The organism is Synechococcus sp. A10-1-5-9 (assembly GCF_047716785.1).
Classification (GTDB): Bacteria; Cyanobacteriota; Cyanobacteriia; order PCC-6307; family Cyanobiaceae; genus Synechococcus_C.
Genome location: NZ_CP180406.1, coordinates 120,196 through 146,522, shown reverse-complemented (window position 1 = coordinate 146,522; position 26,327 = coordinate 120,196). Strand labels below are relative to the sequence as shown.

Here is a 26,327-nt window from a genome sequence, read left to right as displayed (position 1 = left end):
TATGGAGGCAAGCGGCAGCCCCCTCTCCGCACCCATCAACGAACCATGATCAGCGCCCTGCTCAACATCCTCTGGGTAGTGCTCGGAGGGTTCGTGATGGCCCTGGGCTGGTGGCTAGCGGGCCTGCTCTGCGCAATCACGATCATCGGGCTGCCCTGGGCACGCTCCTGCTTTGTAATCGGAAGATTTTCGCTCTGGCCGTTCGGGCAGGAAGCTGTGAACCGCAGAGACCTGAGCGGCCGGGGAGATCTGGGCACCGGTCCGCTGGGGTTGCTCGGCAACGTGCTCTGGTTTCTGGTGGCTGGCTGGTGGCTGGCGATCGGCCACCTCAGCTCCGCCCTGGCCTGCTTCATCACCATCGTGGGCATTCCCTTCGGGATCCAGCACATGAAGCTGGCCTTGATCGCCCTGGCGCCGGTGGGGATGACGGTGGTGCCGGCAACTGGATCACGGTGAGCAGCCCTGAGGGCTTTTTCTCTGAGGAAGCGTGGAACTCTCAGACGCATCACCACCGATCCACAAGCAGAGTTGAGAGCGCAAGTTGCGAACGTCCAAAAAAAAGGAGGGGCCCTAATCCCTCCTCGCAAGACGCATTGCCCCCCTTCTCCAAGAGGGAACTCCACCAATGTGATGGAAGAAATACCTACGCGTCGTCACCATCACGACAAAACGACTCTCATGTGAGGCAACCAAGAACTTCGAGGACTCCCTCGGTCCTCCAGCGATGTCGGTGAGAGGTCAGCCCGTCTACGACAGGAACGGAGTGACCTCTCGTATTGCTCGCTTCCGACACCCCTTCAGGATGGATCAGGGGTCATGCCGTAGGCCGTTGCCGGCGTAGGGCGAAGTGTCGGGCCTTTCAAGCTGCTGGGGCCAAGGTTCCAGGAGATGGCGCCGGATCGAGGGCAAGCCCATGGATGGTGCGAAAACTTGTGGAGCAGTGGCTTGAAAAGTCAGGCGACTTCTCGATTGTGCTGCGGTGGAGTGTCGGCTGTCATCAGCGCCTCCGATCTCGATGAACACACTGTCAACGCGCCGCCAGCACTTGGCTACCAGCCTTAACGCTCATTGCCTCCACCCCTGAAACCGGCGAAAGTCAGAACGGCGTGCCTGAAGAAACAGCAGTCAGCGCAGATGTGGCCTTCGCCATTGGCGCCACGACTGACGCCGACCGACTGGTCAAGCCAATCCCTGTTGACTCAGCAAAGTCTCAGAAACAAATCACCCATTCGGGGGAGGAAATCGTCTGGGGTTCCAGCGACATTCATTGCAGAACTTCGTCAACTTATGGCTACAGAACAAAAACACTACGCACGCTCATCATTTTCCAAGGGTGTCACAAAGCTAGGAATTTCAATTCTGCAGACAGCAAAGCAGCCTGAAAGAGCATTTCAACACGGCCGATATTTTGGAATTCCAGCCAATACCAAACTGGCAAAAGACACTTTTGAGAGGGCTCTGGCCACCCCAGAAGTGAAGAACCTACTGGCCAACCGGCCTTCACAAACATGGCCAGATCTTGAGCAAATGGCTGCCATGCCCAAAGGGAGTCTTGGATGGTGTGTGCATCGCCGATTGGAGAAGCTTGGGATCTCTTTTTTAGTTGATCAGTCTCAGGTGCCCGAATCCCAAACGGATGAAGAGTTCGTCATAACGAGAGGTACGCGTCTGCACGAAATTCACCACACGATTCTTGGTCTACCGATCACAGTGGCCGGCGAAGCTGCTGCGACGGCGTTTTATGCAAGCACTGGCTCAAGCCCCTTTCATATCGGAATTCTTTCATCTTGGATGCTGCGTGGTGCCTACGAACCAGGTGAGCGCAGGCTGATCTGGGATGCAATCGGTTTCGGCATTGCAATTGGCCAGGAGGTTCCTGAACTGTTCTCGCCTCGCTGGGAAGAAGGCTGGGAAAGGCCGATCACCGATTGGCAGGATGAACTGGGACTCAGTGAGCTCCTGAAAACCTCTCCATTCCAGGATGAATTTGCAAACATCTATGGATTAAACCTCGAATGATTGAGGTCTGAAGATGCGGGCTCTGCCGTGTGGTGGGCCATGGGAGAGGACATCAATCCTCAACAGGCCCTCTGGCAGATCCCGCCCACGACCATCACCAGCCTCAAGCACCACCATGGCCTGCGCGCTGGCGGTTACAGCCAACCCCACCGCGATCCATTTGATCGCATGCTGGCCGCACAAGCCGAATTGGATCGATTGGTGCTGCTCACCGCCGACCCACAGCTCTCCACCTTCCCTTGCCAAACCCTCTGGTGAGATTCAAGGAGGCCTCAGGCATCGACACCGCCAGGGGAGACCACACCCCCCCGGTGGTATGGCCCTGGCCCCCAGTTACGGCGCTTTTCGCGATAAGCGCCATGAAATCAAACTCATCCAAATCACCAACACCAGCAGTGCCAGCATCGAAGGGCTTTAAAAACAGAGCAACACCAATCTGGTTGAAAGATGGTTGTGACGAATCGAGCAGGATCCAGATCAACAAGCGACCAGAGATTCCGCCAAGCGTGGACGGACCCAGCCGAGTTTTCGCTCGATGTCTTGAATCATCAAGCCGGCCAAATCCTTGCCTGTAGCCGTTTCAATGCCCTCCAAACCAGGGCTTGAATTCACCTCCAACAGCAGAGGGCCTCGCTCGGAGCGAATGATGTCAACTCCGGCGACATCCAATCCGAGGGCACGGGTCGCTGACACTGCCAATTTGCGTTCTTCCGGACGGATGCGCACGGCCTGGGCCGATCCACCTTGATGAATGTTGGAGCGAAAATCTCCGGCCGCAGCCGTGCGTTCTATCGCGGACACAACTTTGCCGCCGATCACGAAACAACGCAGATCTTTTCCACCTGCTTCCTTGATGAATTCCTGCACCAGAAGGTTGGCGTTCAGGCTTTTCATGGCGTTGATCACACTTTCCGCCGCTTTCTGAGTCTCAGCCAACACAACACCACGCCCCTGGGCCCCCTCCAACAACTTGAGGATCAACGGGGCACCACCCACCATCTTGATCAGGTCTTTGGTGTCGAGAGGTGAGCTGGCAAAGCCGGTCACCGGCATGTTCAGGCCGTGCCGCACAAACAACTGGGAGGCCAGAAGCTTGTCGCGCGAGCGCTTGATCGGTTCTGCGGCATTGAGCACGTGGATGCCCATCGCCTCGAACTGCCGTGTGATCGCACAGCCGTAGAAGGTGACACTGGGGCGAATCCGCGGAATCACCGCATCGATGCGCTCCAGCACATTGCCTCCCCGGTAATGCATCTCAGGGTTCTGTGGATCCAAGCGCATGTAGCACTGCTTGACATTGAGGAACTCCATGCGATGGCCCCGTTCCTCGCCGGCTTCCAGAAGACGGCGGTTGCTGTAGAGCTCCGGGTCCGAGGCCAGCAGGGCAATGCGCAGGCCATGGCGCTCCGTGCGCAGAGGGGCGTACATCGCCTCGAGCTCGTCCTGGCGGAGATCACCGAGTTGGTGGCTGCCCTCGGGATCCACCAACACACGGCCCACCATGGCTTCACGGCCGAGCAGCATGCGATAGCCCATTGCATCGCGGTTGGTGAGGGTCAGCTCAATCGGCCAGCTCTCTTCACCGAGCACCAGCTGTTCACGAATCACGTAACGGGTTTCGGTGATGCCACTGGTGTTGCGCACACCGCGCTGTTCCAGCACAGTCGCCTCATGACGGATCACCACGGAACGGTCGTTTTGAAGCGGATGCACTTCAAAACTGATCCACCGGGCTTCATCGCGCTGAAACGGCACGATGTTGAAGGCATGCAAGGAGGATGTTGCTGCGCCGGAGTCAACCCTTGCCTTGATTGCCGGCAGACCAAGCCCTGGCAGAGAGCACCACTCCTCACTGCCGACAATGATTTTTTTGGTCAAGGCCGCGAACGGTCCTTATCGAAAGACAAAAAAATCTTAAGTGGCGTTGAGGTCTTCACTGCAGCTGACAGACCCTCAATCCAACGGATTGATCAGGCCATGAAGCTGGCCGTACTCCTCAACGCCACCTGAACAGCGGCACGCTTCCTGCATTCCGGCTATCAACCCACAAGATCTCGACGATGACGATGGCCAGGCTTTGCCGCAGCTCAGCTGTGATGACGCTGTTGATCGCCCTGCTGGCGGGGATCCCCGAGCCTGCCAAAGCCGCCACCCCCTGTGAACTCGGGCCCGGATCACCCGCAACGGTGCCGGAGATCAAGCCGGGATTCCTGAAGGGCTATCTCGAGAAGGAGGCGATGGCCAATGCCCTGGCCCTGCTGGAGGGTCCACCGCCTCCGGGCAGCGCCGCTGCAGCCCTGGATCAAGCTAAGGCCAACGCCAGCTTTGCGCTGCGCGACTCGCCCCGCTGGACGCTCGCCGCCAGAGATGCCGATCTGCAGTTCCCGGAAGCGGCCATCAGCTTCTCCTGCGCTTTGGGCGTACCGATCAATGCAACGGACACGCCCAGACTGCTGGTGCTGATGCGCCGCAGCATGACGGACCTGGGGCTCGCCACCTACCCCGCCAAGAACCGCTACCAGCGCCAGCGCCCGTTCATGGTCAACAACCAACCCATCTGCACGCCTGCGGATGAACAGGGCTTACGCGGCGACGGCTCCTATCCCTCGGGCCACACTGCGGTGGGCTGGGGGTGGGGATTGATCCTGAGCACGATCGCGCCGGAACGCAGCGACGAACTGATTGCCAGAGGCCGGGCGTTCGGTGAAAGCCGCAGCATCTGCAACGTGCACTGGCACAGCGATGTGCAGGCCGGTGAGTTGATGGCCTCGGCGACCACCGCCAGGCTTCACGCTGATCCTGTCTTCCAGGCTGATCTCCAGGCAGCACGCCAGGAAGTGGAAGAGCTCAGAGCCAGGCAGGCCCAGCCCAATGGTGACTGCAAGCTGGAGGAGGCTGCGTTCGCGAATCGTCCCTAGGGGAAGGCAAACGCGCGCACCATGAGGCCAGGGGCGTCTTGTGCGTCAGGCGAACTTGCGGGGATAAGGGGTGGTCCCGGCCAGTTGAACGTTGATCTCACGGCAGATGTTCAACAAAGCGCCGGTCCCCATGTCGGGGCCGTTGGGGCTATCGATGAAGGCCTGGAATTCAACGTCGCTGATGCCATCACGCACTTCCCAGATGCAGAAGGCAGGCCCTTCAAGATTGCGGGTCACGGCGGCGTCCCAGCCACCACCGGGGGCCAAGGCCTTTTGAACGGTCTCAAACCATTTCTTTGAGGTTCCGGCACGAAATTCGTGCTGAACATGAAAAAAGCGGGATGCCACTGATTTGTTATGTGATGGGAATGAATGGGAGGGAGAGCGGTGAATCAACCAGCGATGTTGACGCCTTCTTTGGTCACGATCTCGACCACCTTGGCCATGTCGTTCAGGTCTTTTTCGTTGGCCTTCAGACTCTTGAACACGGATTCGACACCGCCAGGCTGACCAACCATCACGTAGCGGCAGAAGTCACCGTTGGGTGTAGGGGCGTGAACAACACCAGCCTTGACCTGATAGCAACCACCCATTCCCACAACGGTGGTCTCACCATTGATGTTGAGGTTGAGCTCCCCCTCCAGCACGAGATAAGTCTCATCCCAGGCGTGGGTGTGAGGGGGCTGGCCAACACCGCCGGGTGTTGCGAATTCGGCAACGCTGTATTTACCGTCGGTTTGCTCAGTGGTGAGCCGCAATGTGATGGCGTCTCCCAGCACATTGCACACTTCTGGTTCCTGGTTCAGCGGGCCGGGCATGTTGGTCCAGACAAAGCCCTCTGCCTCTAGAGGATTCGCTCGTTCTGCGCTGTACTGCACCGAACACAAGAATCACCAGCACAATGCCCGCCCTGGTCTTCAGCCCTGGTGATCCATCGGCCTGTCGCTGATCAATCCCTCAACGGCCAGCCAGTGCCCAAGCCGGTGCGTTGGCGCAGAGTCGCAGTGATTCTTGTCGGCGAAACATCTGCACGTTTCAAGTGATTCATCAGCGAGGAAGGCAGCGCGGTATGCAGCAGGCTCACCAAGGATGATGACCACAAGCCACGGCATCACGCACACGATGAAGCGCATTGCACTGGGGATGAGTTGGGCACTCCTCATCGGCGGGTTGAACAACATCACGGTGGGCAGTGCCGCAAAGGCCATGGCCGCCGAGCCCTGGGTGAACTGCCTCTACAACAACAAAAGCATCGCCTGCCGGCGCACCTTTCTCTGCACCGGTGCCCCTTGCAACCGTTTCAAACTGGAGTGGAAAGACGGCATCCACGACACTTACACACGGATCAGAGACGGCGCTGCACGCAATGTGGGCTTCTACAAAGACACACGGGGAGGGGAATGGATGCTGAGGGGCTATGCCGGCAGCTTCGGGCTTGTCAATCAAACCAACGGGAATACCATCATCGTTGGCATGACCCTGAAAGAATGCCGCAACAGTTCTGCCCTGGGCGATCTCTGCTGAGCGACGTAAGTACAAAACAATGGGTCAGGGTTGCTAAAGCTCAGTCCACCTGGTCCCAGCAACAACCAGTGCACCCTCGGCCCGTGAAAACGGCCATGGTGCCTTGTTAACTGACCTGCCATTCACCACCAGATGTTGTCGATCTTGGGGAAGCAAGCAACCGGCATGAATGGCTGCCTTGAACAACACTGAACCCTTCAGGAATCAAAAGCAAAGACACCTGGTGCGGCACGACAGCGTCTTTACAGTCGATGCAAACGTCACGCAGCCCATGGCCAAGCTTGCAGAACTCAAGCTCAAACGTGTTCAACAGCTGAATACGGCCGACAGCTCATTCATGATTCGCAAGCACAAAGACGTGCTCAATTGGATGATGCGAACATTTGGGCTGGACACCTACGCGTTGACCTGGGCACAGTTCTTCAAGGGGGTGGGGCTTGGAGCCCTGGCCATGTGGCTGTTGCTGCGATGAAACAACTGATCGGTGAACGCTGATGAAGGCGAACGTGCCACTGCTGGCAGCAGTTCTCAGCTGCGCGGTCTTCGGGACAGCGGTCTGCAAGTCCGCTGACAACCCAGTGCTGGTGTCGCAAACCCAGCAGCAACGCAGTGATCGCGTTGTGGGCGATTGGTCATCCTCCTCGGGTGCCGACATCACTCTTGCCTACACGGGCAAGGCGGAGAGTCTCTGGATCCAGGTCTTCCCCAAACCGGGCCGCGCCGATCCACGTGTGGATTACACAGCCCGGTGGTTGAGCAACGACCTCTTCACCTACACGGATCGGAGTGGGTCCACCGTTGAAGGCCGCGTTTCAGCGACCGGAACCCTGATTGAGCTCAGAGGAGCCGATGGCTGGAGTGGAACATGGCGGCGCAGGCGCTGATCCACAACCGAGCGATCGTGCCAGCAGGGAGAGGGGCCCTAGACCAGAACTGAAGGAGTCACCTCGATCGTGCTGCTTAAGGTGAGGCTGGCATGAAAAATTTCAAACACCGTATCGATGCGCTGCGCTTCAAATTTAGAGATCTCCAATGTCACAGCGAGGTGATCAAGAAAGCGTCGTTCCTCTGGTTCAAAAGGGCCATCAGAACGCATCAGTTCTGAGGCCATCGCATAGGCCGTCATGCACTGCGCTTTGGTGAGACACTTTGCTGCTTCAAGCATCATTTGATGAGCCCCGACAGAGCGCCGTAACTCCAGGAGTTCATCCAACAGAGCAATCATTTCGCCATCAGCCATCCGACAAAAAGGCTCGCGATAATCCAAGGCATGGCGAAAGGCCCGCGTGCCCGCTTTTGTGAAATGACTGTCCCAGGACACAGCTGCAAACCCCACAGCTGCAAATGCCGTCAGAGAATCCATAACCAGGTGATGGAGAACTTTCGTTATGACCTCAGCTCAAGAACCGTTGTTGTGGCAGCCACTACAAGCCTGAAGCCTTAAGTGATTATGCCTATCGATCGCAAGTCTCTCAATCACAGCCAACGGTATCCCTGTCATCGGGTGGAGCGCTGATTCCGCTTCAATTGCAACCAAATCGCTTTCTCCAGCGCAGTCAACTTTGGCGCTGCCTCATTCAGCACGGAAGTGGCACGACTTTTTGCGGCGTGGATGTACTGCGTCGTGCGGTCAAGCTTGTCGAAAGACATAGCCAAAAGCGAATGCTCCTTCAGTCGTAATCACGATCTGCCTACAGCCGATGTGTCCAAGATGACCGAATGGATGATCAACACGGCTGGCTCAAGCCTTGGATGACTGCTGAGCAGTGGCCCGCAGCTCATGCGCGAGCAAATCCTTCGCCAAGAGGGTGAGAGCAACACCCATCAACGCAAGAGCTGAACCCTGATTGCCGTCAGACGCAACAGCTACATTCCGGGAAAGCTCCAGATGTTTTTCCCAAGAAAAATGCATCCAGCCCAGTCGTCAGAGTACTTTATAAACCCATCAGCACTTCCGATGTGCGTGATCAGCCGCACACAGAAACCTTCCGTAATGACGGCAATGTATTGAGCTGACCATGTTTTGATGCCATTGGTTGCAAACACTACGTTTTTAATTTGCTGCATCCAAAGTTCTGGATTACGTTCCGCTTGCAAAGCCAAAAGCCAATGGAACCGATCGCGTTGACTCTGGGCCAGAAATTTGAAATCGAAAAATTCTCACGCGAAATTGACAACTCCGACGATCTGCAAGCATTGCGCAGTATCGCTAAAGACCTTTTAGTTGCCTGGAAACAGCAGCAAGCCGCCTCAGCCTGGGCTCTGCGTCAGCGCCAGGGTCTCTAAAATTCCGTTCACACCATTCCGATTTCTTCGTTTCTCAGAACATTGAACAACAATCAAATGGTCACCACAATCTCGATGGAAATTGATGCCTTGCGTCTACTTCACCGTGCTGTGGCTGAAGCTTACGCAAACTGGCCCGGCGGCGATCCCAACGAGCAAGCCTGCCTGCTCAACATGAAAACCCAGCTGTATGCAGCCTTAATGGATCATCTCCTCGAATGCGGTTCGATCTGAAAGATTTCAAAAGCAGCACCGGGTTGAAACCAGGCTCCCACGGCAGATGTTGGGAACCTGTCCATGGGCAAATCAATCAAACATTGCCAGTTTGAAGGCTGACCTGGAGAACAGACGTGGCCTCAGAACTCGTGGTGATCACTGGCGCAGGAGCCGGGATTGGTCAGGCACTGGCCCGTGCTTTTTCTGCAGAGGGACATCCCTGCATGCTGATCACCAGGCACCAGGAGGCTGATCCGCAACTCTCAGACCGGCCGGTTCTTTACCACCAGCTGGATGTCAGCGATGCTGGTGCGCTTGCGGATGCAATCACGGCTGCAGAACGCCAGTACGGGCCGACAGGTTGCCTGATTAACAACGCTGGAATGATCCACATCGGCGGAATCGAGAGCTTGAGATTGGATCAGATTGCAGAAGAGATCAACACAATGATCACCGGGGTGATCAATGGCATTCACCACGTGTTGCCGGGAATGCGTGAACGCAGGAGTGGCACGATCATCAACATCAGCTCGATTGGTGATCGCAAGCCAGCAGCTGGTGCGCCTGTGTATCACGCCTGCAAACATGCCGTGCGCTCACTCGGTGAAAGCATGAACATGTCAGAGGCGGAGCACAATGTGCGAGTGATGAATGTAGCTCCCGGTTTGATTCAAACCAACATTCATCAGAGCATGGGAATCAGCTTCGAGACGTACTGCGAGATGCTCGGCAACCCCACCTTTATCACCCCAGACGAGCTCGCGAAGATCGTGCTGTTCTGTTGGCATCAACCAGCACACATCTGCATCCGTGATATTGCAGTGATGCCCACCGACTGCGCCTTTTAGCACCGTCCATCGATGCAGTGGCTGGAACCATCCAACTAACAGGCTGCTACGGAGAATCATCGCGCCTGCGCAACCTTGCCCCATCCCACGACTGAGCAGAAAGGATGGTCCTCAGCTGGTGCAGCACCGCTTGCTTGGTTTCGTTCCAAGCAATTGGATTGATGGCGATCAGATATTCATGCTGCACTCCAGTTCCTCTGATGCGGGACGCCACGAGCACGAGATCGTCGTAACCAAGCGGGAACAAAGCATCCGGCGATGAACCGAGAATGCCTTCCGAAACGAACAAAAGAAAATCAAACAACACCGGGTTGAAATATTCCTCGTCTGCGCGCAGATCACCGCAGGCAACCATCTGCTCCCTGGTTTGCGGTGTGTAGGTCACAAACGAAAAACAAAGTGGGTGACCCGTGGCTTGCAGGTACAAACCCCGGAACCGTTGACGACCCATCAGGAAGCATCTCCATTCATGGATGATCGCTTCGAAAAAATCGTAAAAGAGCAGGCGTTCATTAGGTTGTCAGTGATTAGCGAACCGTTGGCGTGCGAACGAACAAGCGCTTGATGGCCTTCCTGGCCGGTCTGCTGAGCGTCATCATTCTCTCCGGTGTTCCTCTGCGCGCCGCTTCACCGTCATCGGTCTTACAGCCCCTGGGTCTGCGCCACGCGAGTTCCCTTCCGGTGATTCCCCTTGAGGATCAGCCGTTTTATCCCGACTTAGTGCAACGTGCTGAGCTTTGGCGGCATACCCCCCTGGGACAAGTGGTGGGTAATTCACCCAAAGAGACCCTGCTCAACTTCTATGCGGTGATGGCCGATGTCGGCCTTCTGATCGAAAGTGTTGAAACCTCCCATCGCAATGACCCCGGGCTGTTCTGGAACCGCCAGGCCCGGGCCGAAATCGAAGAGGTGGAGGTGCTCTTCAATGCGGCGGTGGACGTTCTCGATGGCACGTCCTTTGCGCTCGGCGTTCGTCCCTACCTCAAAGACGAAGCAGCCATTCAGTTGAAGCATGTCCTTGATTTCATCTTCAACAGCAGCCGGCAGATCATCTCCATCCCAGACGCCAAGGCGATGAAGGTGCTCAATGACGGGCGCTCCAAAGACACCCAGTCGTGGACGCTGCCGGGATCCTCGATCGTTCTCACCAGTGAGCTGGCTGACAATCCGATCAACAGCGATTTTCTGTTCTCGACCTCCACCGTGGCGAATGTGGCTGCCATGTATGAACAGGTGAAGCAGCAGGTTGCTGATCTCGATGATCAGACGTTCTTCACCCGAAACTTTTACCAGGATTTTGTCCACACCCCTGGCCGACTGTTTCCGCCCAAGTGGTATCTGAATCTGCCGGCTGGTGCACGCGCAGGCCTGGAGGCCGAGGTGCTGTTCGGGCAAACCCTGTTCCGGCTGGTGCTCTCGATCGTCATCATCGCGCTGCTCCTGCTGCTGATCACGCGTCTTGGCCGCTTGCTGATCCGCTCGTACAAACAGAAAACGAATGATGAGGCGCTGATCTGGACGCTCGATTCCCTGGCCTGGAAGCGGGTTGTGCTGGTGCTGCCGATGGTGCTGGCCACCAAAGCGGTTGAGGTGTTCATTGACCTCTACCTCAACTTCACCGGCACCGCGCTGGTGGTGCTCACCGTGCTGTTCGAAGCGGCTTATTTCAGCCTGTTCGTCCTGCTCGTGTTTCTGTTTTTCGAAGCGCTGGGACGCACTCTCGCTGAAGGACTGGTACGGCTTTCCGGGGATCAGGACATCTGGCGGTTGTCGAGAACCAGCAACCGGGTGATGCCCATCTGCCGGATCATGTCCGGCGTGGTGGGTGTGGCGCTGATCTACAAACTGCTGTTGCAGCTTGGGCTGTCGCCCACGCTCGTGCTCGCACTCTCCACGGTTCCCGGCCTGGCCATCGGCCTTGGTGCTTCCAAGCTGCTCAGCAATCTGTTTGCCGGCTTGTCACTGCAAACCGACCGGCCGCTGAAGGTGGGTGAGTTCTGCGAGATCGGCGACACGCGGGGCTTCCTCACCAAGATCGGTCTGCGCTCGGTGGAGATCGAAACCGTCACCGGCAAAGTCACGATTCCCAATGCCGTTGCTGATGACTGCATCATCAACAATCTCTCTCGCAATCCTGCGACCTCGGGAGGAGCACAGCGGCAAGGGCTGGATCTGAGCCTAGAGCTCGATGCCAACGACCCGTTCAGTCCGGATCAGATGACAGATCTGCTGGCATTGGCCAGGGCCTACGTTGCGAACCGGCCGGATCTGATCAACCCCTGCCTCACCATTGAGCTGGAACCTGGCTCACCCCAACGATTGCGTTGCATCGCCTTGATTCACGTCGAGAACTGGCGTGACTACATCGATTTGCAGGAGTCACTGACGTTGGCCTTCAATCAGCTCATTGACAGAGTCGATCGTTCCCACTTCGTGCTTGGGGTGTCGTACGACAGCACCAATGAACAGCTCGCGGCCGTTCCTGGGATTCTTCGCGGGATCATCGCGCGAACGCCGGGCTTTGAACTCAAAGCCTGCCGGCTCATGGAGATCGCCGAGTTCAGTTACAACTTCAAATGCCATCTGATCTGCCCAACGCTGAACTACAAACAGTTCAAGGATTCAATCGATACCATCAACAAAGAACTGCTGCGCGAGCTTGCAGCGGCTCAGATCGTGATTCCCTTCCCCACCGCAATTGAGATCCAAAAAGATGAGGTCTGATCAGCAGGTGCGGTACGCCTTGATGAAACTGTTGAGCACGTCATCCAGAAGTGAATCGGGAAAGACAAGAGAGCTGGCGGCGACATAGCGGTAGATCGCTTCATCGAGCTAACCGTTCAACACCAAGCACTGCGCGGCCGACAGCGCCAGGGCGCTTTGGTAGACGGCCGCATCCTGTTTGCCCTCATGAAACAGACGGCAGCCTTCATCGATCAGATCGCGGATCAGAGGATCGCGCAGATCGATGACCTCACCATTGCCGAGATGGAGGCGCCGTTCTCGGATCACACGCCGAACCTGTTGAAACGAAGCTCGCGCCAGAGCAGGTCCAAGCCGATCGGGGGTCTTCTTGCGCTCACGGATCTGAATCAGGGCATTAATCAGCTCAGCAGCCTTGAACACCGCCAGATCCCTGCGCTGCTGAAAGTTCAGGGCACTGAGGGAATTCAGATAAGCGGCGACAGCATCGAGAAAGGCCGCCGGCTTCTCTTGAAAGAGCGGAAGGGAGAGCCATGGCTTCGACGATGTTGCCATCCCGCCAACCCTTGCCTTGCTGCATCAACGGTAGCGATTGAGCGACGCGAAGCAAAAGCTGGTTCTCACTGACGAGGACGCAACGCCATAAATCCATAAATCAATAAATCTGTTTGCACAAGACCCCCCTTGGCCATGAGAGGGCTGTTAATTTTAAACCGCAAGAGCAGCTTGAGACAAAATGCCCGAAGGGAAACACAAACATTGGACAATTTTTGATTGATCTAGAGATACAAAAGGGTCCTCCAATAAGCCTCCCAGCCACGATGGCTTCAATTTCATTCTCACTGGCCCGAAGAGACCAAAGTCCAACAAGACAAAGAGTGAGAACGTGCCGAGCCGATAGAAGAAGTGGCTCAAAGAGCAATCAAAGCAAAGCCTCGCGGGGCTAGTATTGAGGATATCAGATAGTTAAAATTACATTAAAATCTAAAAGCTATAACACAGCACAGTATAAACTCATCAATTACTCATCAAAAGTCTTTATAAAATCTTGACCAATAATATTTAAGTAGCTACAGTTATTAGACCTTCTACTGCCTTGCAGTGAAGGGTCCGGACCCTTTGTTCTCTCAACACTTTCCCAAATGGCCGATGTTTTTGGATCAGCACTTAACGACGTACTTTCAGGAACACCTGTTTTAGGTGACCCTAACGTTGTTGCAGTGGCAACAACTAATGAAGCCGACCAAATTACAGCACTTGATGGAGACGACTCCATTCTTGCATTAGGTGGCGATGACTTGATTGAACCCGGCACCGGAGACGATACAGTTGATGGTGGTGAAGGTAATGACACAATTATTGGCAGTCAAGGCAATGATTTCCTCTTTGGTGGGGTTCAGCTTCTTGGCAACAACGACACCCTCACATATGAGGATAGTGGAATCGCAATTACATTGAAAGCTCGAGGGCAAATAAGTAAAACCTTTACGAACAATACCTTCACTGGATCTGCAGGCACAGATCAATTAGTTGGTAGCTTGGGCTTCCCTATTGATGGGATGGATTTTATCCCCTCGATCCAAACAATCATTGGTGATTCGACTCAAGTCAACACCGTTGATGGTTCTTCTGATCCTTCCGGCATGCCGCCGACTGGTAACGGAGCCTTTGACATTAATTTGTCAGCCTCAACTGATAATTTCAAAGTCATTTTTGTGGATCCCACAACAGGAATCCCAATTGATCCTTTGGTCTTTCAACAAACTTTTACCATTGAAAATTTTGCCAACGTCATTGGTACTCGCAACAGCGACATCATCATCGGCGATGATCAAGATAATGTTATTAGCGGTAGTTCCGGCACTGATAACCTCGATGGATTGAGTGGTAATGACACACTCGATTATTCAGGATTAGCTGCTGATATCAATATCGGCAATTTCAAGTCTGATGGATCTGGCATTACTAAAAAAACATTTTCGGATCCTACAACTATTGAATTCGATGCTTTTAGCGGCTTCGAAACAATCATTGGTTCCGCAACTGGAGTCAACACCATTGATGGAACTCTGGATGAGCTGCTCAGCAACACCTTTACTGTTGATCTCTCACAAGAACTGCTGACTGTCGATGTCAACGGAACAGAAGTAAATTACACCGTTGAAAACTTCACAAATGTAATTGGAACCGTTAACAATGATTCAATCATTGGTGACGCTGAAGACAATACCTTTGGCGGCAGCCTGGGTAACGACACTCTCGATGGTGGTGATGGTTTTGACACCGTCGATTACAGCGCTGTAAAAGATAACTCAGATGCACCGATCGTACTTAACGCTGGTGGTTCTATTAGTCTGGGCCAGTTCACTACCGAAATCGAAAACGTCGAAAGAATTATTGCAAGTAATGCAACAAATCCCGATCTCATCGACGCTGCTACTGACGAACCTAATCAGGCATCAATCTTTGTCGACCTGGAATTAAATAGCCTGTTTATCGAGTTCCTTCCAAGCAGTCCGTTCCCTGGTTCTGGACTGGGCTTTGTTGTTGAAAACTTTGAGAACGTTCGCGGTACTGACAACAACGACGTCATTTTTGGTGAAAGTCAAGTAGCTAATACCTTCTTTGGATCCAAAGGTGATGACACCTATTTCGGTGGACGGGTAGCCTTCATTCCTGATGGCTCTTATGGCTCTTATGGAATGGCCGAAAACACACTTAGCTACAACTTCGATGGTGGTCTTGGTGGTGCAATCGCTCTTGGCGGTAGTGGTCTGATTGACAAGGGTGAATTCGGTACCGACACACTTATAGGTGATGTCGAGATGGGGCTTCTCTTCAATACCATTAATAATATCATTGCTGATCAAAACTTCAGATTAGATAATACAATTGATGGCTCTCTGGACGCCGAAGGTAATGCTTCTTTCGAAGTCAATCTCGAAACCGGAGGACTTAACATAAGATTTGAAAGCGGAACATTCGCAGGCCAGGTTCTTAACTTTGACATCGAAAACTTCGGTCGGGTTGTAGGAACTGTCAACGATGATTTAATCATTGGCAATGATACTGAGAATAACATTTTTGTCGGTAGCTTTGGTAACGACGTAATTAATGGGAGTTTTGATGATACTCTCCCCGGTTCAAGTTCAAATGACGTACTTGATTACAGCGATTTAGGTGTTGGCATCACACTGCTGACCCAGGGGCAAATCGCTAAAGGACCATCCTTGTTTGGCGATACCATTCTTGGAACCAACGGTACAGATCAAACCACTGGTATTGATACAATTATCGGTGATGCGTCTGAAATCAACGCAATTAATGGCGTTGCTAATGGTGCTTTCCTCGATGCTGGAGATAAAGCAACCTTCAATATCGATCTCAGGGCTGAAACTTTCACCCTCACTTCTACCCTGGATCCAGCTCCTTTCGGCCCAATCACATTCAATATCGAGAACTTCAGCGAGGTTGTTGGAACCGTTAATGACGACGTTATTAAAGGTTCAGATTCTGCAGATGATCTCGATGGTGAGGCAGGCAATGACTTTGTCTTTGGCCGTAAGGGCGATGACAACGTTGCTGGCGGTGATGGTGAAGATACGCTGAGAGGGGATTCCGGTAACGACACCGTTTCAGGTGGCGACGGTAACGACAAAATTGATGGAGGCGGAAACCTTGACGTCTTGAGTGGTGATGATGGAGACGACTTCATTAGCGGAAAAGGCGGTGCCGACCTAATCGATGGTGGTGCTGGTGACGACACACTGTTGGGTAATGCTGGAAATGACACCATCAAGGGCAGTACTGGTAACGACAGAATTAACGGTGGCGGCCGTGGCGATACTCTCGACTACACAGGCTTAGGCGGAAGCGTGAGCCTTGGTAGCCAAGGTGTCATTACAAAAACCGCAGCAACTACGGGTGACCTTGGTACCGACACCCTGGTGGGATCCGGTACTGGCCAAATTCTTGATCCGTTTGTCGCTTCGATTGAAGAAATCATTGGTGATGTTGGCCCAGACATCGTCAACACCATTGACGGAACACCAACCGACCCTTCAGATGCAAGGGCTTCTTTTGACATCGACCTCAGCCAAGATTCGCTGGAGATCTCCTTCACGGCGGGTATTCCAAATCTGGCGACCCAAACTTACGTTGTCAAAAACTTCGACAACGTGATTGGTACTGGCAACGATGACTCCATCATCGGCAACGCCAACGACAACACCTTCGGTGGTTCTGATGGCAATGACTTCCTTGATGGTCTTGACGGCAGCGACACCCTTGATTACACCGGTCTCGGTGAAACAATCACTCTTACGCCAGCTGGTTTAACTTTCAACGCTCAAATCATCAAAGGTGGTGATGCAGGTATCGATAGTATTGCCAACTTCGAAACGATTATCGCGGACGATGTCTTCGGTAATTTGATTGATGGTAGCAATGAAGAGAATGCACAGTTTGGAATCGATCTTGGAGAAGAATCTCTGACGATTGTTCTGACCAACGTTCCTACGTTTGTTCCGAATCCTCTCGAATTCACGATCAAGAACTTCGATCAAGTTCGAGGAACTTCTTCTGCCGATTTCATCACTGGATCTGAAGATGACAACATCATCTTCGGCAGTGGCGGTAGCGACGTTATTGATGGTGATGGTGGCGTCAACACCCTTGACTACAGCGATCTCGACACATCCATCGTTCTGGGTGGAAGTGGCGACATCCTGAAGGAAGGTCTCGGCACAGACACCATTCAAAACATCCAAACCATTATCGGTTCTGCAACGCAGGACAACTTCATCGACGGTCAGCTTAATGCTGCAGGCAATGGTTCCTTCGACATTGATCTCAGCCAAGATGAGCTGATCGTTAACATCAGCACTCCGAATGTTGGACCCTTCACGTTCGAAGTTATCAACTTCGACAATGTGGTTGGTACTCGAAACACAGACAGCATTGTCGGCAACGACAATGACAACATATTTGTCGGCAGCGCCGGGGATGACACCTACGATGGTTTGGGTGGTGATGACACCCTCACCTACGAGGGCCTTGGAGAAAGCATCACACTTCTCGATACAGGAGACATCGAAAAAGGTGGATCCCTTGGAACTGATTCCATCGATAACATCGAGACGATCGTTGCTGACTCCTTCGCAAGCAACAACACAATCAATGGTGAAAACAACGCAGGTGTCTCATTCACTGTTGACCTCGCAGCTGAATCCCTCGCAGTTAATGTTGAGAGTGTGCCTGTTGTGATCAACCGCACAGTCGTCAACTTCGATGATGTGTTCGGTACAGCCGGTGATGACAGCATCACTGGTGATGATCAAGCCAACATACTCACTGGTAATGACGGCGATGATGTCCTTAGCGGTGGTGAAAGCGCCGACACCCTTGCTGGTGGTGATGGAAACGACGTCCTCTTCGGTGGAGAAGGCGACGACGAACTCGATGGCACGGCATGGTTCAGTGGTGAGTTCGGCGCTAATGATTTCGACAGACTCACTGGCGGCAGCGGTGCAGACCTCTTCGTTCTCGGTGTTGAAAACACGGTTTACTACGAAGGAATCGGATTTGCTGAAGTTCTTGACTTCGAGTCCGGTGTGGATACCCTCCAGCTTGCTGGTGTAGCCAGTGACTACTCATTCAATAGCAACTTTATCACTGGTAGTGTTGATATTCTCCTCAACACTCCTGGCAGCGGTTCAGATTTGATTGCTATCGCAAATGAACTCGCTTTCAGTGACATCACCTTTGTGTGATTGAAATAGCTGAGCCCGAAAGGGCCTAGCTATTAATAAATATCTTTCAAGCCTCGCTGCGTGCAGCGAGGCTTTTTTATTTTCTTCTTTAAGTAATGGCAGGTGTCACACACCCAAAAGAACAAAATGGTAAATGCATTTTTTCCAATAACAACGTCCGCATACAGAGAAACATTCAAAAAACCAACCAAGAAGACAAGACACACACAAACTCAAGCACTGAAACAATCAACAAAAAATATTGACAGATTCAAACAAACATTTACTCATCTCTAACAATAAATGCTTGGCTTTGCATTCTTATGCAAACCGCTTGGCAAACATGAAAGCTACAAGCGAATTGCGAAAGAGATCAATCCATTAGTGTCAAAACGTCAAACTCGTTCAGAAATCAATAACAAATGAATTTTGGAGTTGCTTACAACTTCAACAAGGATGATTTTGAACACCCGCTTCAAAACAATCAGTACAGGCTCTCAGACCAGCATTGATAAAATTTCCACCCAATCAGCACCAAGACAAGTGAAAGTGGTCTGTAACTTCTTCAGCTGACCTTGCTAGACGTCATGCAAGCTTTTGCAGAACAAGAAAACTAATAAGATCAGCACACTCGCAAAAAACACGACAGCGAGCGAGCACAGACCCAGTCATGAATCCTGCAAGCAACGATGACCAGACAGATCATCTCATCCAACACCACGAAAAAGGGGGTGACAAGACTCACGACACCACATAGAGAGTGCCGGAATGCTCAAAGATGGGAACATCTGTCCCCCGGACACTGCACAAAGCGCTTCATGCCAATTGTTCACCAGTGGCTCAAGTCATGGCTGAAGTGCGTTTATGTGTCAATAGCCAACCGAGAAAAGAAAACCATCAAAAAAGCCCGCCGAAGCGGGCTTGCAAAGCTGAATAAACAGTCCGTTGGGAGCCAAAAACAAGCTCAGACAAACTGAATTTGATTCTCTGCGTTAACGATGTAGGTTCCGTCTTGCAGAAGCAGGAATTGAGTATCAGCGAAACCGCCAACCTGCTCAATATTGGCCAGGTTCATTGTGATGCCACCGGAAACCAGTGTGCCAGCAGCGGAATCAAAGAGATACTCTCCTTCACCCAATTGAAGAGTGTCAAGGCCACGACCACCATTAAAGAAGCCCGTACCAAAACCGAGAAGTTGGTCGTCACCAGCCCCTAAATTCGTCAGTCCGTCGCCACTGAAGCCTCCGAAGGAGGCATCAACGAGGTCGCTGCCACGACCCATTTTGATCAAGCCAAAGTTGCTGATTGCAGAATTGTCTCCAGTGGAGAAACCCCATCCAAGGAGAGAGTCTTCACCAGTTCCAGCATTGATCACACTGTTTTGGTCAACAAAAACACCAGCATTAATGAGGCCTCCAGAGGCGAGACCTTCGATCACATCTTCTCCGCTACCCAATCGAAGTCTTGATGACACAAGAGCGACGCCAGAAACCTGCTGCCCGCCTTGAGATTCACCTAGACCAAACACAAGATCTTCCCCAGCTCCTGCGTCAATCTCTCCCTGCAAGCTGAACACTCCTGAGGCCGATGTCGCGCCAGCAGCCCATGCCTCACCAAACAGACCATCTTCACCGGAACCAAGCTTGATGAGAGAGGAGTCATTATTGATACCTGCAATCCGGCCGGAATCAGTCACAGCATTCACAACAACCACCCCTTCGATGAGATCTTCACCAACACCGGCATCAATCAAGGAGTTACCACGATTGAGGATGCCGCTCATCTCGCCAGATTCCGCCAAACCGGTCAAATCGTCAGCAAAGCCGATAATCTGATCTTCACCTAAGCCTGTACGAATCACGGCGGAGTTGTCATTATTGATTCCACCAACACCATCGGTTCCGGCTGCTTCACCATCAATCAGGTCATCACCACGACCTGTGATGATTTCACCACCACCGCTATTTTCAATGCCATCGACATCGCGAAGACCCAATGCATTACCGATAATCTGATCGCCTCCAACGCCGGTTGTCAGCAGACCTTCATTCAAAATGCCATCAACACGGATCGAACCTGTTGCTGTTCCGCTGACCAGGTCAGTACCGAAACCAGTACTTAGAAGGCCGCCATTCGCCAAACCACCTGTGATCGCAAGGACAAAATCCTGACCAGATCCAAAATCAATGGCACCTTCGTTGCTGAGGAAGCCAGAGAAAATGTTATCTCCCAACAAACCATCATCAAAAATTGTCCCTTGATTCAGAACAATTGGAGAGAAGATTGAACCATTTAAGCGAAACTCCTCCCCTTCGTCGACTATAAAAAAGGGCTCGACAATTGTGTCTCGACCCAGAACAAAATTCTCAACAATAACTCGAACCAATTCATTCTCTACATCAACAGGTGAAGCATTAAAAAACTCACCATTAACCTGATTCTCAATAGCCTGAACTTTGTCAAGCAACTCTTGAAGAACAACAGGATCCAGGGGTTCCAGGCCCAGATTGTTGATGACCTCCTCAATTTTAGACAGAGAAAGGCCAGGAATGACTGCAGCCATGATTGAAAAACGAGGAAAGAGAGGACATTTTCTCAATCAATCTGAGGCAAAGATTGCTCAGACTGTTAAAGATTTAAACAGCGCCTGCACAAACAAGGCAACTGTTCAGGAAAAGACTAGCAAGATTCAGAACAATATTCGCAATCGAAAAACAACGAGTTGTGAAGAAGCAAGCAAGCAAATCAGAGCTTTTTGTGAATATCTGAGCAATAGCAATCACCTGTTGTACATCAGAAATCGACGGCAGCCTAATTTCACCTTCCAGACGCCCTCAGCAGCCCGAATCAGGGGAAGATTGTTGCGCTCACGGCCGTAATAAAGATCAGAACCAAGCCCAGTGAAGAGAAAACCATCAATGCCGGATGCGGCTCCAACGCTTCTGGCCGGATTTGGGCCAATGAAAGGGATCAGGTACTCCGCTCGTCCGGTATCGCCCGCATGATTCCAGATCGCCGATCCATAGCCCTGAAAACGTGATGCGGTGAGTTCAGCCTTGCGCTGGCCCGCCTGAGTCAAGTCCCCCCGCCAGAGCCCAAGCGGTACACCGGGTTGCCGTGGCAAGTGCCAACGGATCTCTGCCTCAGGTAAAACCGATGACTGAAGCACACACTCCTCAAAATCCTGGCTGGATCCCCTGGAGCCAGCTCCAAAGCAAGCATCGGAAAGCACAAAAACCGTGACCAGCCCCCCAGCGAGCACACGTCGGTTGATGATCACCCTGAACAGCTCGAAAGGATGCCGCATAGGGATTTGATAGCCGATCAAACACCTGTTGGCAAAAACTGGCCTGGCGTATCAATCGAGAACACTGCATCGAACACGGTGCAACCACGTCATCCGCGCCATGTTGAAGAATATCCTGATCAGCATCAGCCCCAGGGGCCAGATGGCCTCGACTCATCTTTTTTGAACAGAGAGCCATCGAAGCACCGACACATTCGATCATCGAACAGAAGAACCTCAAAGCGACGTCCGAGCGCTGGGTCTGACAGAAGCAACACAGAGCTCGGTTGCACGAGATCAATGACCAAACACCTCAATCACCACAACGGTCATCATCAGTGGTACCAATGCACAAAGAACAATCATGGCTAGTGATTGTGGCTACTCACGCGGATACGCGTGACTGACCGGTAGTGCAGTCTTGAAGATGGCCACAACAACAATGATGATCTCAGCCACAATGGACTTTGATCATGAACATGACAAGGAGCTGAAGGATACTGGGCACGAATAAGTGTTGTGCAACGAGTACATCTCCTGGGATAGCCAACACGGACCCGATGTGTATGGTACGGATGAGCTGAAGCAGCTGTCGCACCGAAAAGGATGGAACTAACGATTGTGAAAGCAGAAATAATTTTAAGTGGAACATGCATAGTCAGAGAAGGTAAGTGAGTCGCCACTGATTAGCGATATCCACACCCTCACTGATTTACGCGTCAGTTCTGATGAGAGCGATCACCCGCATGAGTGAGATCCGTCACAAGCACTATTTGTTTTCCTAACCAGTACATCTAAAAACCGACAAGGAGCATTGCACTGGCAGCCGCCAGGACAATCAAATGCCGCGAACACCCTCAATGCACTTGGCACTCGCCTTGGGCTGCCATTCAATGATGCGTTTAGCATTCTCTGAACACTGTTCCATGGATGCCTGGGGAATCTTCTCCAAGGCAGCAGTGGTTCGGTGAGCGCCATAGGTCGCCCAGGTGATCACAAGCCAGGTGATGGGTTCCATAACAGCTGTCTTCAGGGCATCGATCGTAAGCACATCGGCCGTGAGATCACCGCATGGCCTGCCGCCACCATTTCCTGCTGAACATTGATGCCGTTCACAAACAGCTCAGCAATAGTGCGGCCGTCGCGATCCGTGTTGATCCGTCTGATGACGACAGACTGGCCTTTCACCAGCATGTTGAGGTGATCGCGGGATGCATCGGCATCCGTGTTGTCGTACGCGTAGGCCTGCATCGATGTCGCACGAAATCGAGGCATCTCCTTCCTTTGCGGAGCATCAATACAGGCGAGCCTGATGCGTTCGCCTGCGGCGGTTTGGCAGGTATCGCCTTCATCGCAGCTGCGGATCGTGACCTTGTCAGCCGATGCAAATGCTGCTTCGAGGCCAAGGGCCAGAACAACGCCAAACGCGCGCGCGATGGATAGCAGCCTGCCCCCAGAATTCAATGCGACGGGCTCCTGGCCACAATCCCTCGCTCCAGTCAAGCTGAATCCATGCAACATCGCGGACCAGAGCCGCTGCTGGCTGCTGGAGATGAACATCGATGGAGTCCAATCTGCAGCCGGCCTATCCGGCACACTCACGATCCTGGTCACCGTTTCCGGTCTTCTGTTGCTGATTCGGCAGCCGCAGAGAAGGCCTGAGGATCAAGGTTGAGATCAGGTTTGAGGCGCAGCACCATCCACAGAAGCATGGCAGCACACTCGTCGTCGCTGGCTCCATAGTCGTACTGCCAATCTTTCACCATCGCCGCCAGCTCCTGCTGGGCAGAGCTGATGAATGCGTCGGTCCATTCCTCCATTGCGTCACCTCTCCACGTCTTGTGATCACACTGCTGCATCCAGGCCGGCAGGAGGCCTTGGCGTGTTGCTGATGCGGGCTTATCAGCGCCTGATCCAGGGCCTGGCGCTGGTGCTGCCCTTCCCTCAACCCCGCAAGCTCATCGGCGCCGGTGCCCTGCGGTCGTTGCCGCCGCAGATGCGAGGGCGTCGCTGGCAACGGCCACTGCTGGTCACCAATCAGCAGCTTCTGCAATTGCAGCTGCCCCAGCCCCTGCTGCAGCAACTCGAAGCGGACGGACGGACCTGCCGGGTGTTCGATCAGGTTCCCGACAATCCCACCCTTGCCTGTGTGGAAGCAGGTCTGCGCGCCTACCGCGAGGGCCACTGCGACAGCCTCGTAGCCGTGGGCGGCGGCTCGGTGATCGATTGCGCCAAGGCCATCGGCGCCCGCGCCGCCAACCCCTGGCTGAGCTGCCGGGCCATGGAGGGGCTCTTCCGAGTGGTGCTGCCGCCCGCGCCCTTGGCGTGCGTACCCACCACCGCCGGCTCCGGATCAGAGGCCTCGATCGCAGCCGTGCTCACCGATGGCCAACGGCAACGCAAACTCGCCATAGCCGATCTCAAGCTGCTTCCAAAGATCACGGTGATCGACCCCGAACTGATGCTCGGTCTGCCGCCAGCGATCACGGCCGCCGGTGGCCTCGATGCCCTCACCCACGCGGTGGAGGCCTACATCGGCCGCGGGGGAACCCCCTTCAGCAACCGTCGCGCCCTCGATGCCACCGCCGCCATTAGCCGCTGGCTATCGCGGGCCTATTCCCATGGGAGCGACCTCGAGGCCCGCCTGCAGATGGCCCTTGCCGCCCATGCCGCTGGTGAGGCGTTCACTCGCACCAATGTGGGCTACGCCCATGCCCTGGCCCACGCCCTTGGCTGCGCCTACGGCATCCCCCATGGCCTTGCCAATGCGCTGGTGCTACCGAGTGTGCTGCGCTTCTCCCTACCAGCCTGCGAGCCGAGGCTTGCTGCGTTGGCTCGGGCCGCAGGGCTGGGCACATCGCAAGACAGCGACCAGAGGCTCGCGAGGGTCTTCATCAACTGGGTGGTCGCACTCAACCAGCAGCTGGGAGTGCCTCCATTAATTGCACCACTGCGCAGCATCGACATTCCCCGGATCAGCGCCGATGCCCTTATAGAAGCCCACCCGTCCTATCCGGTGCCACGGTTGATGGGCCGCAGCGATTGTGAAGCCCTGCTTACTCAGCTGCTTCCAGATGCGGCGTCGCCGTCTGGTGCATGGTTTCGATCAACGTCTCCGCCAACGGCTGGCTCTCCTCAGGAGGAATCATCACCTCGAGGTAAGCGCCGCCGTCATGGGCATTGATCGCCACCAGCGCCTGCTCCAGCTCCGCCACTGTGGACACGCGGCCGCTCCACCAGCCCTGGCAACCGAAGGCCTCGGGCAGCTGGGCATATTGCCAAGGGGGCAGATCGTTGTAGGCATGCCCCGTTTCGCTGAGCAGGGCCTCCACGCCGTAAAGCCCGTTGTTCAGCACAATCACCACGGGCTTGGCCCCGGTGAAACCCATCACACCGATCTCCTGCACGGTGAGCTGGTGCGCCCCATCACCGGTCACGAGCACCACCCGTCGCTCGCTGTCGGCCAGGGCACACCCCAGTGCCGCCGGCGTCGCCCAGCCGATCGAGCTCCAGAGGGTCTGGCTTTCAATCGCCACCCCATCGGGCAGGCGCATGGCATTGAGCTTGAGCAAGCAGGTGCCGGTGTCGGTCACCAGCAGATCCATGGGCCGCAGAAACCGCTGCAGACGCCCATAGAAACTCGCCGATCCCGTGGGCTGATCTCCTTCACCACGCAAGGGGAGCAGGGGCTCAGGCTGCACAGGGCGCTGCTCCCCCCAGTGGCTGGGCCTGGAACCAGTGGCCTGGAAACGCTTGATCAAACCCGCCAGCACCTCACTGATGCTCACGCTGGTGAACACCTGATCACCCGCCTGAACCCAGTCGGCATGTAGGGAAATCACCCGGCTTGCATCCAGATGCCCGCTCCAGAGGCCTGTGTTGAGGTCCTCCATCACCAGGCCGCCGAAATCGATCAACAGGTCGGCGTCTTCCACAACGCCTTGGAGGGCCGCCGGTGTGGAACGCGCTCCGTTGTACATCCCCAGGAAGGCGGGATGCCCCTCGCTCAGCAGCGACTTGTCCATCGGCGTTGTGGCATAGGACAAGCCTGAAGCCTTCAGAAACGCGGCGAACGTCTCCACCAAACCGAAGCGCTTGAGGGTGACCGTAGGCATCACCAGAGGACGGGCCGCCTCGGCGAGACGCCCCATCACCAAATCGAGCACAGCCTCCAGCTCCACAGCCACACTGGCGTGTTGATCGACCGCGCCCATGGGTGTTCCCTGGATCGGCGTGCCAGTGATCGGCATCAGCGCCAGATCCATCGGCACCGTTAGGTAAGCAGGCCTCGAATCCTCAAGGGCCTTGTCGATCACCCGCTCCAGTTCCACCACCACGTTCTCGGGGGTGAGCCTGGCACTCACGCAACCAGCTGCAGCCGAGATCGCCTCGAAACGGTCGTAACGGGTATCACCGAGGGTGTGATGGCAGATCAACCCTTGGCGCACGATGCGCACGCTGGGGGTGCCCACCAGGTGAAACACAGGCACTCTCTCGGCCATGGCGCCCATCACGCCATTGAGGGCACTGAGTTCTCCAACGCCATAGGTGGTGCAGACAATCCCTGCTCCACGACGACGGGCATAGCCATCAGCTGCGTAGGCGGCATTCAGTTCATTGGCCGATGGCACCCACTGCAACCGCGGATGCACCTCCACCGCATCGTTTAAAGGAAAGGAGTAGTCCCCCGGCACTCCGAACACATGGCCGATGCCGAGATCCGCCAACCGATCCAGCACGTAGGTCACTACAGAGGGAGACATCAGCAACGATCGGG

Annotated in this window: 27 protein-coding genes and 2 pseudogenes; 13 read left to right on the top strand and 16 right to left on the bottom strand. The window is 54.3% G+C overall.

Going from position 1 to position 26,327, the window contains the following annotated elements; all coding sequences use genetic code 11:
• Positions 1–45: 45 nt before the first annotated feature.
• Positions 46–456 carry a YccF domain-containing protein gene (locus tag ACLM45_RS00950; protein WP_006041019.1) on the top strand — a complete coding sequence of 137 codons (411 nt, stop codon included), beginning with the start codon at positions 46–48 and terminating at the stop codon, positions 454–456.
• 351 nt (positions 457–807) lie between these two features.
• Here ACLM45_RS00950 and ACLM45_RS00945 read toward each other — a convergent pair whose 3' ends face one another.
• On the bottom strand, positions 808–1,023 hold the full coding sequence (locus tag ACLM45_RS00945) for a hypothetical protein (RefSeq protein WP_198005718.1): 216 nt from the start codon (positions 1,021–1,023) through the stop codon (positions 808–810).
• Between the two features lie 264 nt (positions 1,024–1,287).
• Here ACLM45_RS00945 and ACLM45_RS00940 point away from each other — a divergent pair, with 264 nt between their 5' ends.
• Both ACLM45_RS00940 and ACLM45_RS00935 read left to right on the top strand, forming a co-directional pair.
• Complete coding sequence (locus ACLM45_RS00940) at positions 1,288–2,019, top strand: Coq4 family protein (protein WP_415410117.1); 732 nt, start codon at positions 1,288–1,290, stop codon at positions 2,017–2,019.
• Positions 2,020–2,277, top strand: coding sequence for a hypothetical protein (locus tag ACLM45_RS00935; protein WP_415410116.1), 258 nt, complete (start codon positions 2,020–2,022; stop codon positions 2,275–2,277).
• Between the two features lie 219 nt (positions 2,278–2,496).
• Here the strand turns inward: ACLM45_RS00935 and rimK are convergent, their stop codons facing one another.
• Both rimK and ACLM45_RS00925 read right to left on the bottom strand, forming a co-directional pair.
• Positions 2,497–3,414 carry a 30S ribosomal protein S6--L-glutamate ligase gene (gene rimK / locus ACLM45_RS00930; RefSeq protein WP_415411448.1) on the bottom strand — a complete coding sequence of 306 codons (918 nt, stop codon included), beginning with the start codon at positions 3,412–3,414 and terminating at the stop codon, positions 2,497–2,499.
• A gap of 90 nt (positions 3,415–3,504) precedes the next feature.
• Positions 3,505–3,897: pseudogene (locus ACLM45_RS00925) on the bottom strand (ATP-dependent zinc protease); the annotation flags it as partial.
• Positions 3,898–4,115: 218 nt separating this feature from the next.
• Here ACLM45_RS00925 and ACLM45_RS00920 point away from each other — a divergent pair.
• Positions 4,116–4,937: an acid phosphatase gene (locus ACLM45_RS00920; RefSeq protein ID WP_415410114.1), complete on the top strand. Its 822-nt coding sequence runs from the start codon at positions 4,116–4,118 to the stop codon at positions 4,935–4,937.
• A 45-nt stretch (positions 4,938–4,982) separates the two neighbouring features.
• Here the strand turns inward: ACLM45_RS00920 and ACLM45_RS00915 are convergent, their stop codons facing one another.
• From ACLM45_RS00915 to ACLM45_RS00905, 3 genes are read right to left on the bottom strand one after another with little or no spacing between them, the layout of a single operon-like run.
• Entirely contained in the window at positions 4,983–5,285 is a 303-nt protein-coding gene (locus ACLM45_RS00915) for a hypothetical protein (protein ID WP_415410113.1), read from the bottom strand.
• 44 nt (positions 5,286–5,329) lie between these two features.
• Positions 5,330–5,815 (bottom strand): cupin domain-containing protein, encoded by a 486-nt coding sequence (locus tag ACLM45_RS00910; RefSeq protein WP_415411447.1) that lies wholly within the window; start codon positions 5,813–5,815, stop codon positions 5,330–5,332.
• A 39-nt stretch (positions 5,816–5,854) separates the two neighbouring features.
• Positions 5,855–6,070 carry a hypothetical protein gene (locus tag ACLM45_RS00905; RefSeq protein ID WP_415410111.1) on the bottom strand — a complete coding sequence of 72 codons (216 nt, stop codon included), beginning with the start codon at positions 6,068–6,070 and terminating at the stop codon, positions 5,855–5,857.
• Between ACLM45_RS00905 and ACLM45_RS00900 the strand changes: the two genes are divergently transcribed.
• The 3 genes from ACLM45_RS00900 to ACLM45_RS00890 all read left to right on the top strand — a co-directional run bounded on the left by ACLM45_RS00900 (position 6,060) and on the right by ACLM45_RS00890 (position 7,345).
• Positions 6,060–6,461: a hypothetical protein gene (locus tag ACLM45_RS00900; protein ID WP_415410110.1), complete on the top strand. Its 402-nt coding sequence runs from the start codon at positions 6,060–6,062 to the stop codon at positions 6,459–6,461. The two genes, ACLM45_RS00905 and ACLM45_RS00900, sit on opposite strands and share 11 nt — an antisense overlap.
• A gap of 271 nt (positions 6,462–6,732) precedes the next feature.
• A complete protein-coding gene (locus tag ACLM45_RS00895) occupies positions 6,733–6,933 on the top strand; it encodes a hypothetical protein (protein WP_006041000.1) in 201 nt (66 codons plus the stop codon).
• A 22-nt stretch (positions 6,934–6,955) separates the two neighbouring features.
• Entirely contained in the window at positions 6,956–7,345 is a 390-nt protein-coding gene (locus ACLM45_RS00890) for a hypothetical protein (RefSeq protein ID WP_415410109.1), read from the top strand.
• A 38-nt stretch (positions 7,346–7,383) separates the two neighbouring features.
• Here ACLM45_RS00890 and ACLM45_RS00885 read toward each other — a convergent pair whose 3' ends face one another.
• Together ACLM45_RS00885 and ACLM45_RS00880 are read right to left on the bottom strand one after the other, a co-directional pair.
• A complete protein-coding gene (locus ACLM45_RS00885; RefSeq protein WP_415410107.1) occupies positions 7,384–7,824 on the bottom strand; it encodes a tellurite resistance TerB family protein in 441 nt (146 codons plus the stop codon).
• A 503-nt stretch (positions 7,825–8,327) separates the two neighbouring features.
• Positions 8,328–8,558 carry a hypothetical protein gene (locus ACLM45_RS00880; protein ID WP_415410105.1) on the bottom strand — a complete coding sequence of 77 codons (231 nt, stop codon included), beginning with the start codon at positions 8,556–8,558 and terminating at the stop codon, positions 8,328–8,330.
• Between the two features lie 12 nt (positions 8,559–8,570).
• Here ACLM45_RS00880 and ACLM45_RS00875 point away from each other — a divergent pair, with 12 nt between their 5' ends.
• From ACLM45_RS00875 to ACLM45_RS00865, 3 genes are all read left to right on the top strand, one after another.
• Positions 8,571–8,747: a hypothetical protein gene (locus tag ACLM45_RS00875; RefSeq protein ID WP_415410103.1), complete on the top strand. Its 177-nt coding sequence runs from the start codon at positions 8,571–8,573 to the stop codon at positions 8,745–8,747.
• Positions 8,748–8,804: 57 nt separating this feature from the next.
• Complete coding sequence (locus tag ACLM45_RS00870) at positions 8,805–8,981, top strand: hypothetical protein (RefSeq protein WP_006040995.1); 177 nt, start codon at positions 8,805–8,807, stop codon at positions 8,979–8,981.
• Between the two features lie 116 nt (positions 8,982–9,097).
• On the top strand, positions 9,098–9,811 hold the full coding sequence (locus tag ACLM45_RS00865) for an SDR family oxidoreductase (RefSeq protein ID WP_415410102.1): 714 nt from the start codon (positions 9,098–9,100) through the stop codon (positions 9,809–9,811).
• A 46-nt stretch (positions 9,812–9,857) separates the two neighbouring features.
• Here ACLM45_RS00865 and ACLM45_RS00860 read toward each other — a convergent pair whose 3' ends face one another.
• Complete coding sequence (locus ACLM45_RS00860) at positions 9,858–10,262, bottom strand: hypothetical protein (RefSeq protein ID WP_415410100.1); 405 nt, start codon at positions 10,260–10,262, stop codon at positions 9,858–9,860.
• A gap of 113 nt (positions 10,263–10,375) precedes the next feature.
• Between ACLM45_RS00860 and ACLM45_RS00855 the strand changes: the two genes are divergently transcribed.
• The gene (locus ACLM45_RS00855) at positions 10,376–12,535 is read left to right on the top strand and encodes a mechanosensitive ion channel family protein (RefSeq protein WP_415410099.1); all 2,160 of its coding nucleotides are present in this window, start codon (positions 10,376–10,378) and stop codon (positions 12,533–12,535) included.
• A gap of 108 nt (positions 12,536–12,643) precedes the next feature.
• Here ACLM45_RS00855 and ACLM45_RS00850 read toward each other — a convergent pair whose 3' ends face one another.
• Positions 12,644–13,069, bottom strand: coding sequence for a hypothetical protein (locus ACLM45_RS00850; protein WP_415410097.1), 426 nt, complete (start codon positions 13,067–13,069; stop codon positions 12,644–12,646).
• Between the two features lie 587 nt (positions 13,070–13,656).
• Here ACLM45_RS00850 and ACLM45_RS00845 point away from each other — a divergent pair.
• On the top strand, positions 13,657–18,285 hold the full coding sequence (locus ACLM45_RS00845) for a beta strand repeat-containing protein (protein WP_415410095.1): 4,629 nt from the start codon (positions 13,657–13,659) through the stop codon (positions 18,283–18,285).
• Positions 18,286–19,228: 943 nt separating this feature from the next.
• Here ACLM45_RS00845 and ACLM45_RS00840 read toward each other — a convergent pair.
• From ACLM45_RS00840 to ACLM45_RS00820, 5 genes are all read right to left on the bottom strand, one after another.
• Positions 19,229–20,827 (bottom strand): hypothetical protein, encoded by a 1,599-nt coding sequence (locus ACLM45_RS00840; protein ID WP_415410094.1) that lies wholly within the window; start codon positions 20,825–20,827, stop codon positions 19,229–19,231.
• Positions 20,828–21,043: 216 nt separating this feature from the next.
• Positions 21,044–21,571, bottom strand: coding sequence for a hypothetical protein (locus tag ACLM45_RS00835; protein WP_415410093.1), 528 nt, complete (start codon positions 21,569–21,571; stop codon positions 21,044–21,046).
• Positions 21,572–22,388: 817 nt separating this feature from the next.
• Positions 22,389–22,601 carry a hypothetical protein gene (locus ACLM45_RS00830; protein WP_415410091.1) on the bottom strand — a complete coding sequence of 71 codons (213 nt, stop codon included), beginning with the start codon at positions 22,599–22,601 and terminating at the stop codon, positions 22,389–22,391.
• Entirely contained in the window at positions 22,580–23,110 is a 531-nt protein-coding gene (locus ACLM45_RS00825) for a thermonuclease family protein (protein ID WP_415410089.1), read from the bottom strand. The genes ACLM45_RS00830 and ACLM45_RS00825 overlap by 22 nt, the downstream gene beginning before the upstream one ends.
• Before the next feature lie 50 nt (positions 23,111–23,160).
• Complete coding sequence (locus tag ACLM45_RS00820) at positions 23,161–23,370, bottom strand: hypothetical protein (RefSeq protein ID WP_415410088.1); 210 nt, start codon at positions 23,368–23,370, stop codon at positions 23,161–23,163.
• Between ACLM45_RS00820 and ACLM45_RS00815 the strand changes: the two are divergent.
• Positions 23,349–24,578, top strand: a pseudogene (locus ACLM45_RS00815) (iron-containing alcohol dehydrogenase); the annotation flags it as partial. The gene ACLM45_RS00820 and the pseudogene ACLM45_RS00815 overlap by 22 nt on opposite strands.
• A 28-nt stretch (positions 24,579–24,606) precedes the next feature.
• On the opposite strand, the gene ACLM45_RS00810 reads toward ACLM45_RS00815, so the two are convergent.
• Complete coding sequence (locus ACLM45_RS00810) at positions 24,607–26,313, bottom strand: alpha-keto acid decarboxylase family protein (protein ID WP_415410086.1); 1,707 nt, start codon at positions 26,311–26,313, stop codon at positions 24,607–24,609.
• Positions 26,314–26,327: the final 14 nt, after the last annotated feature.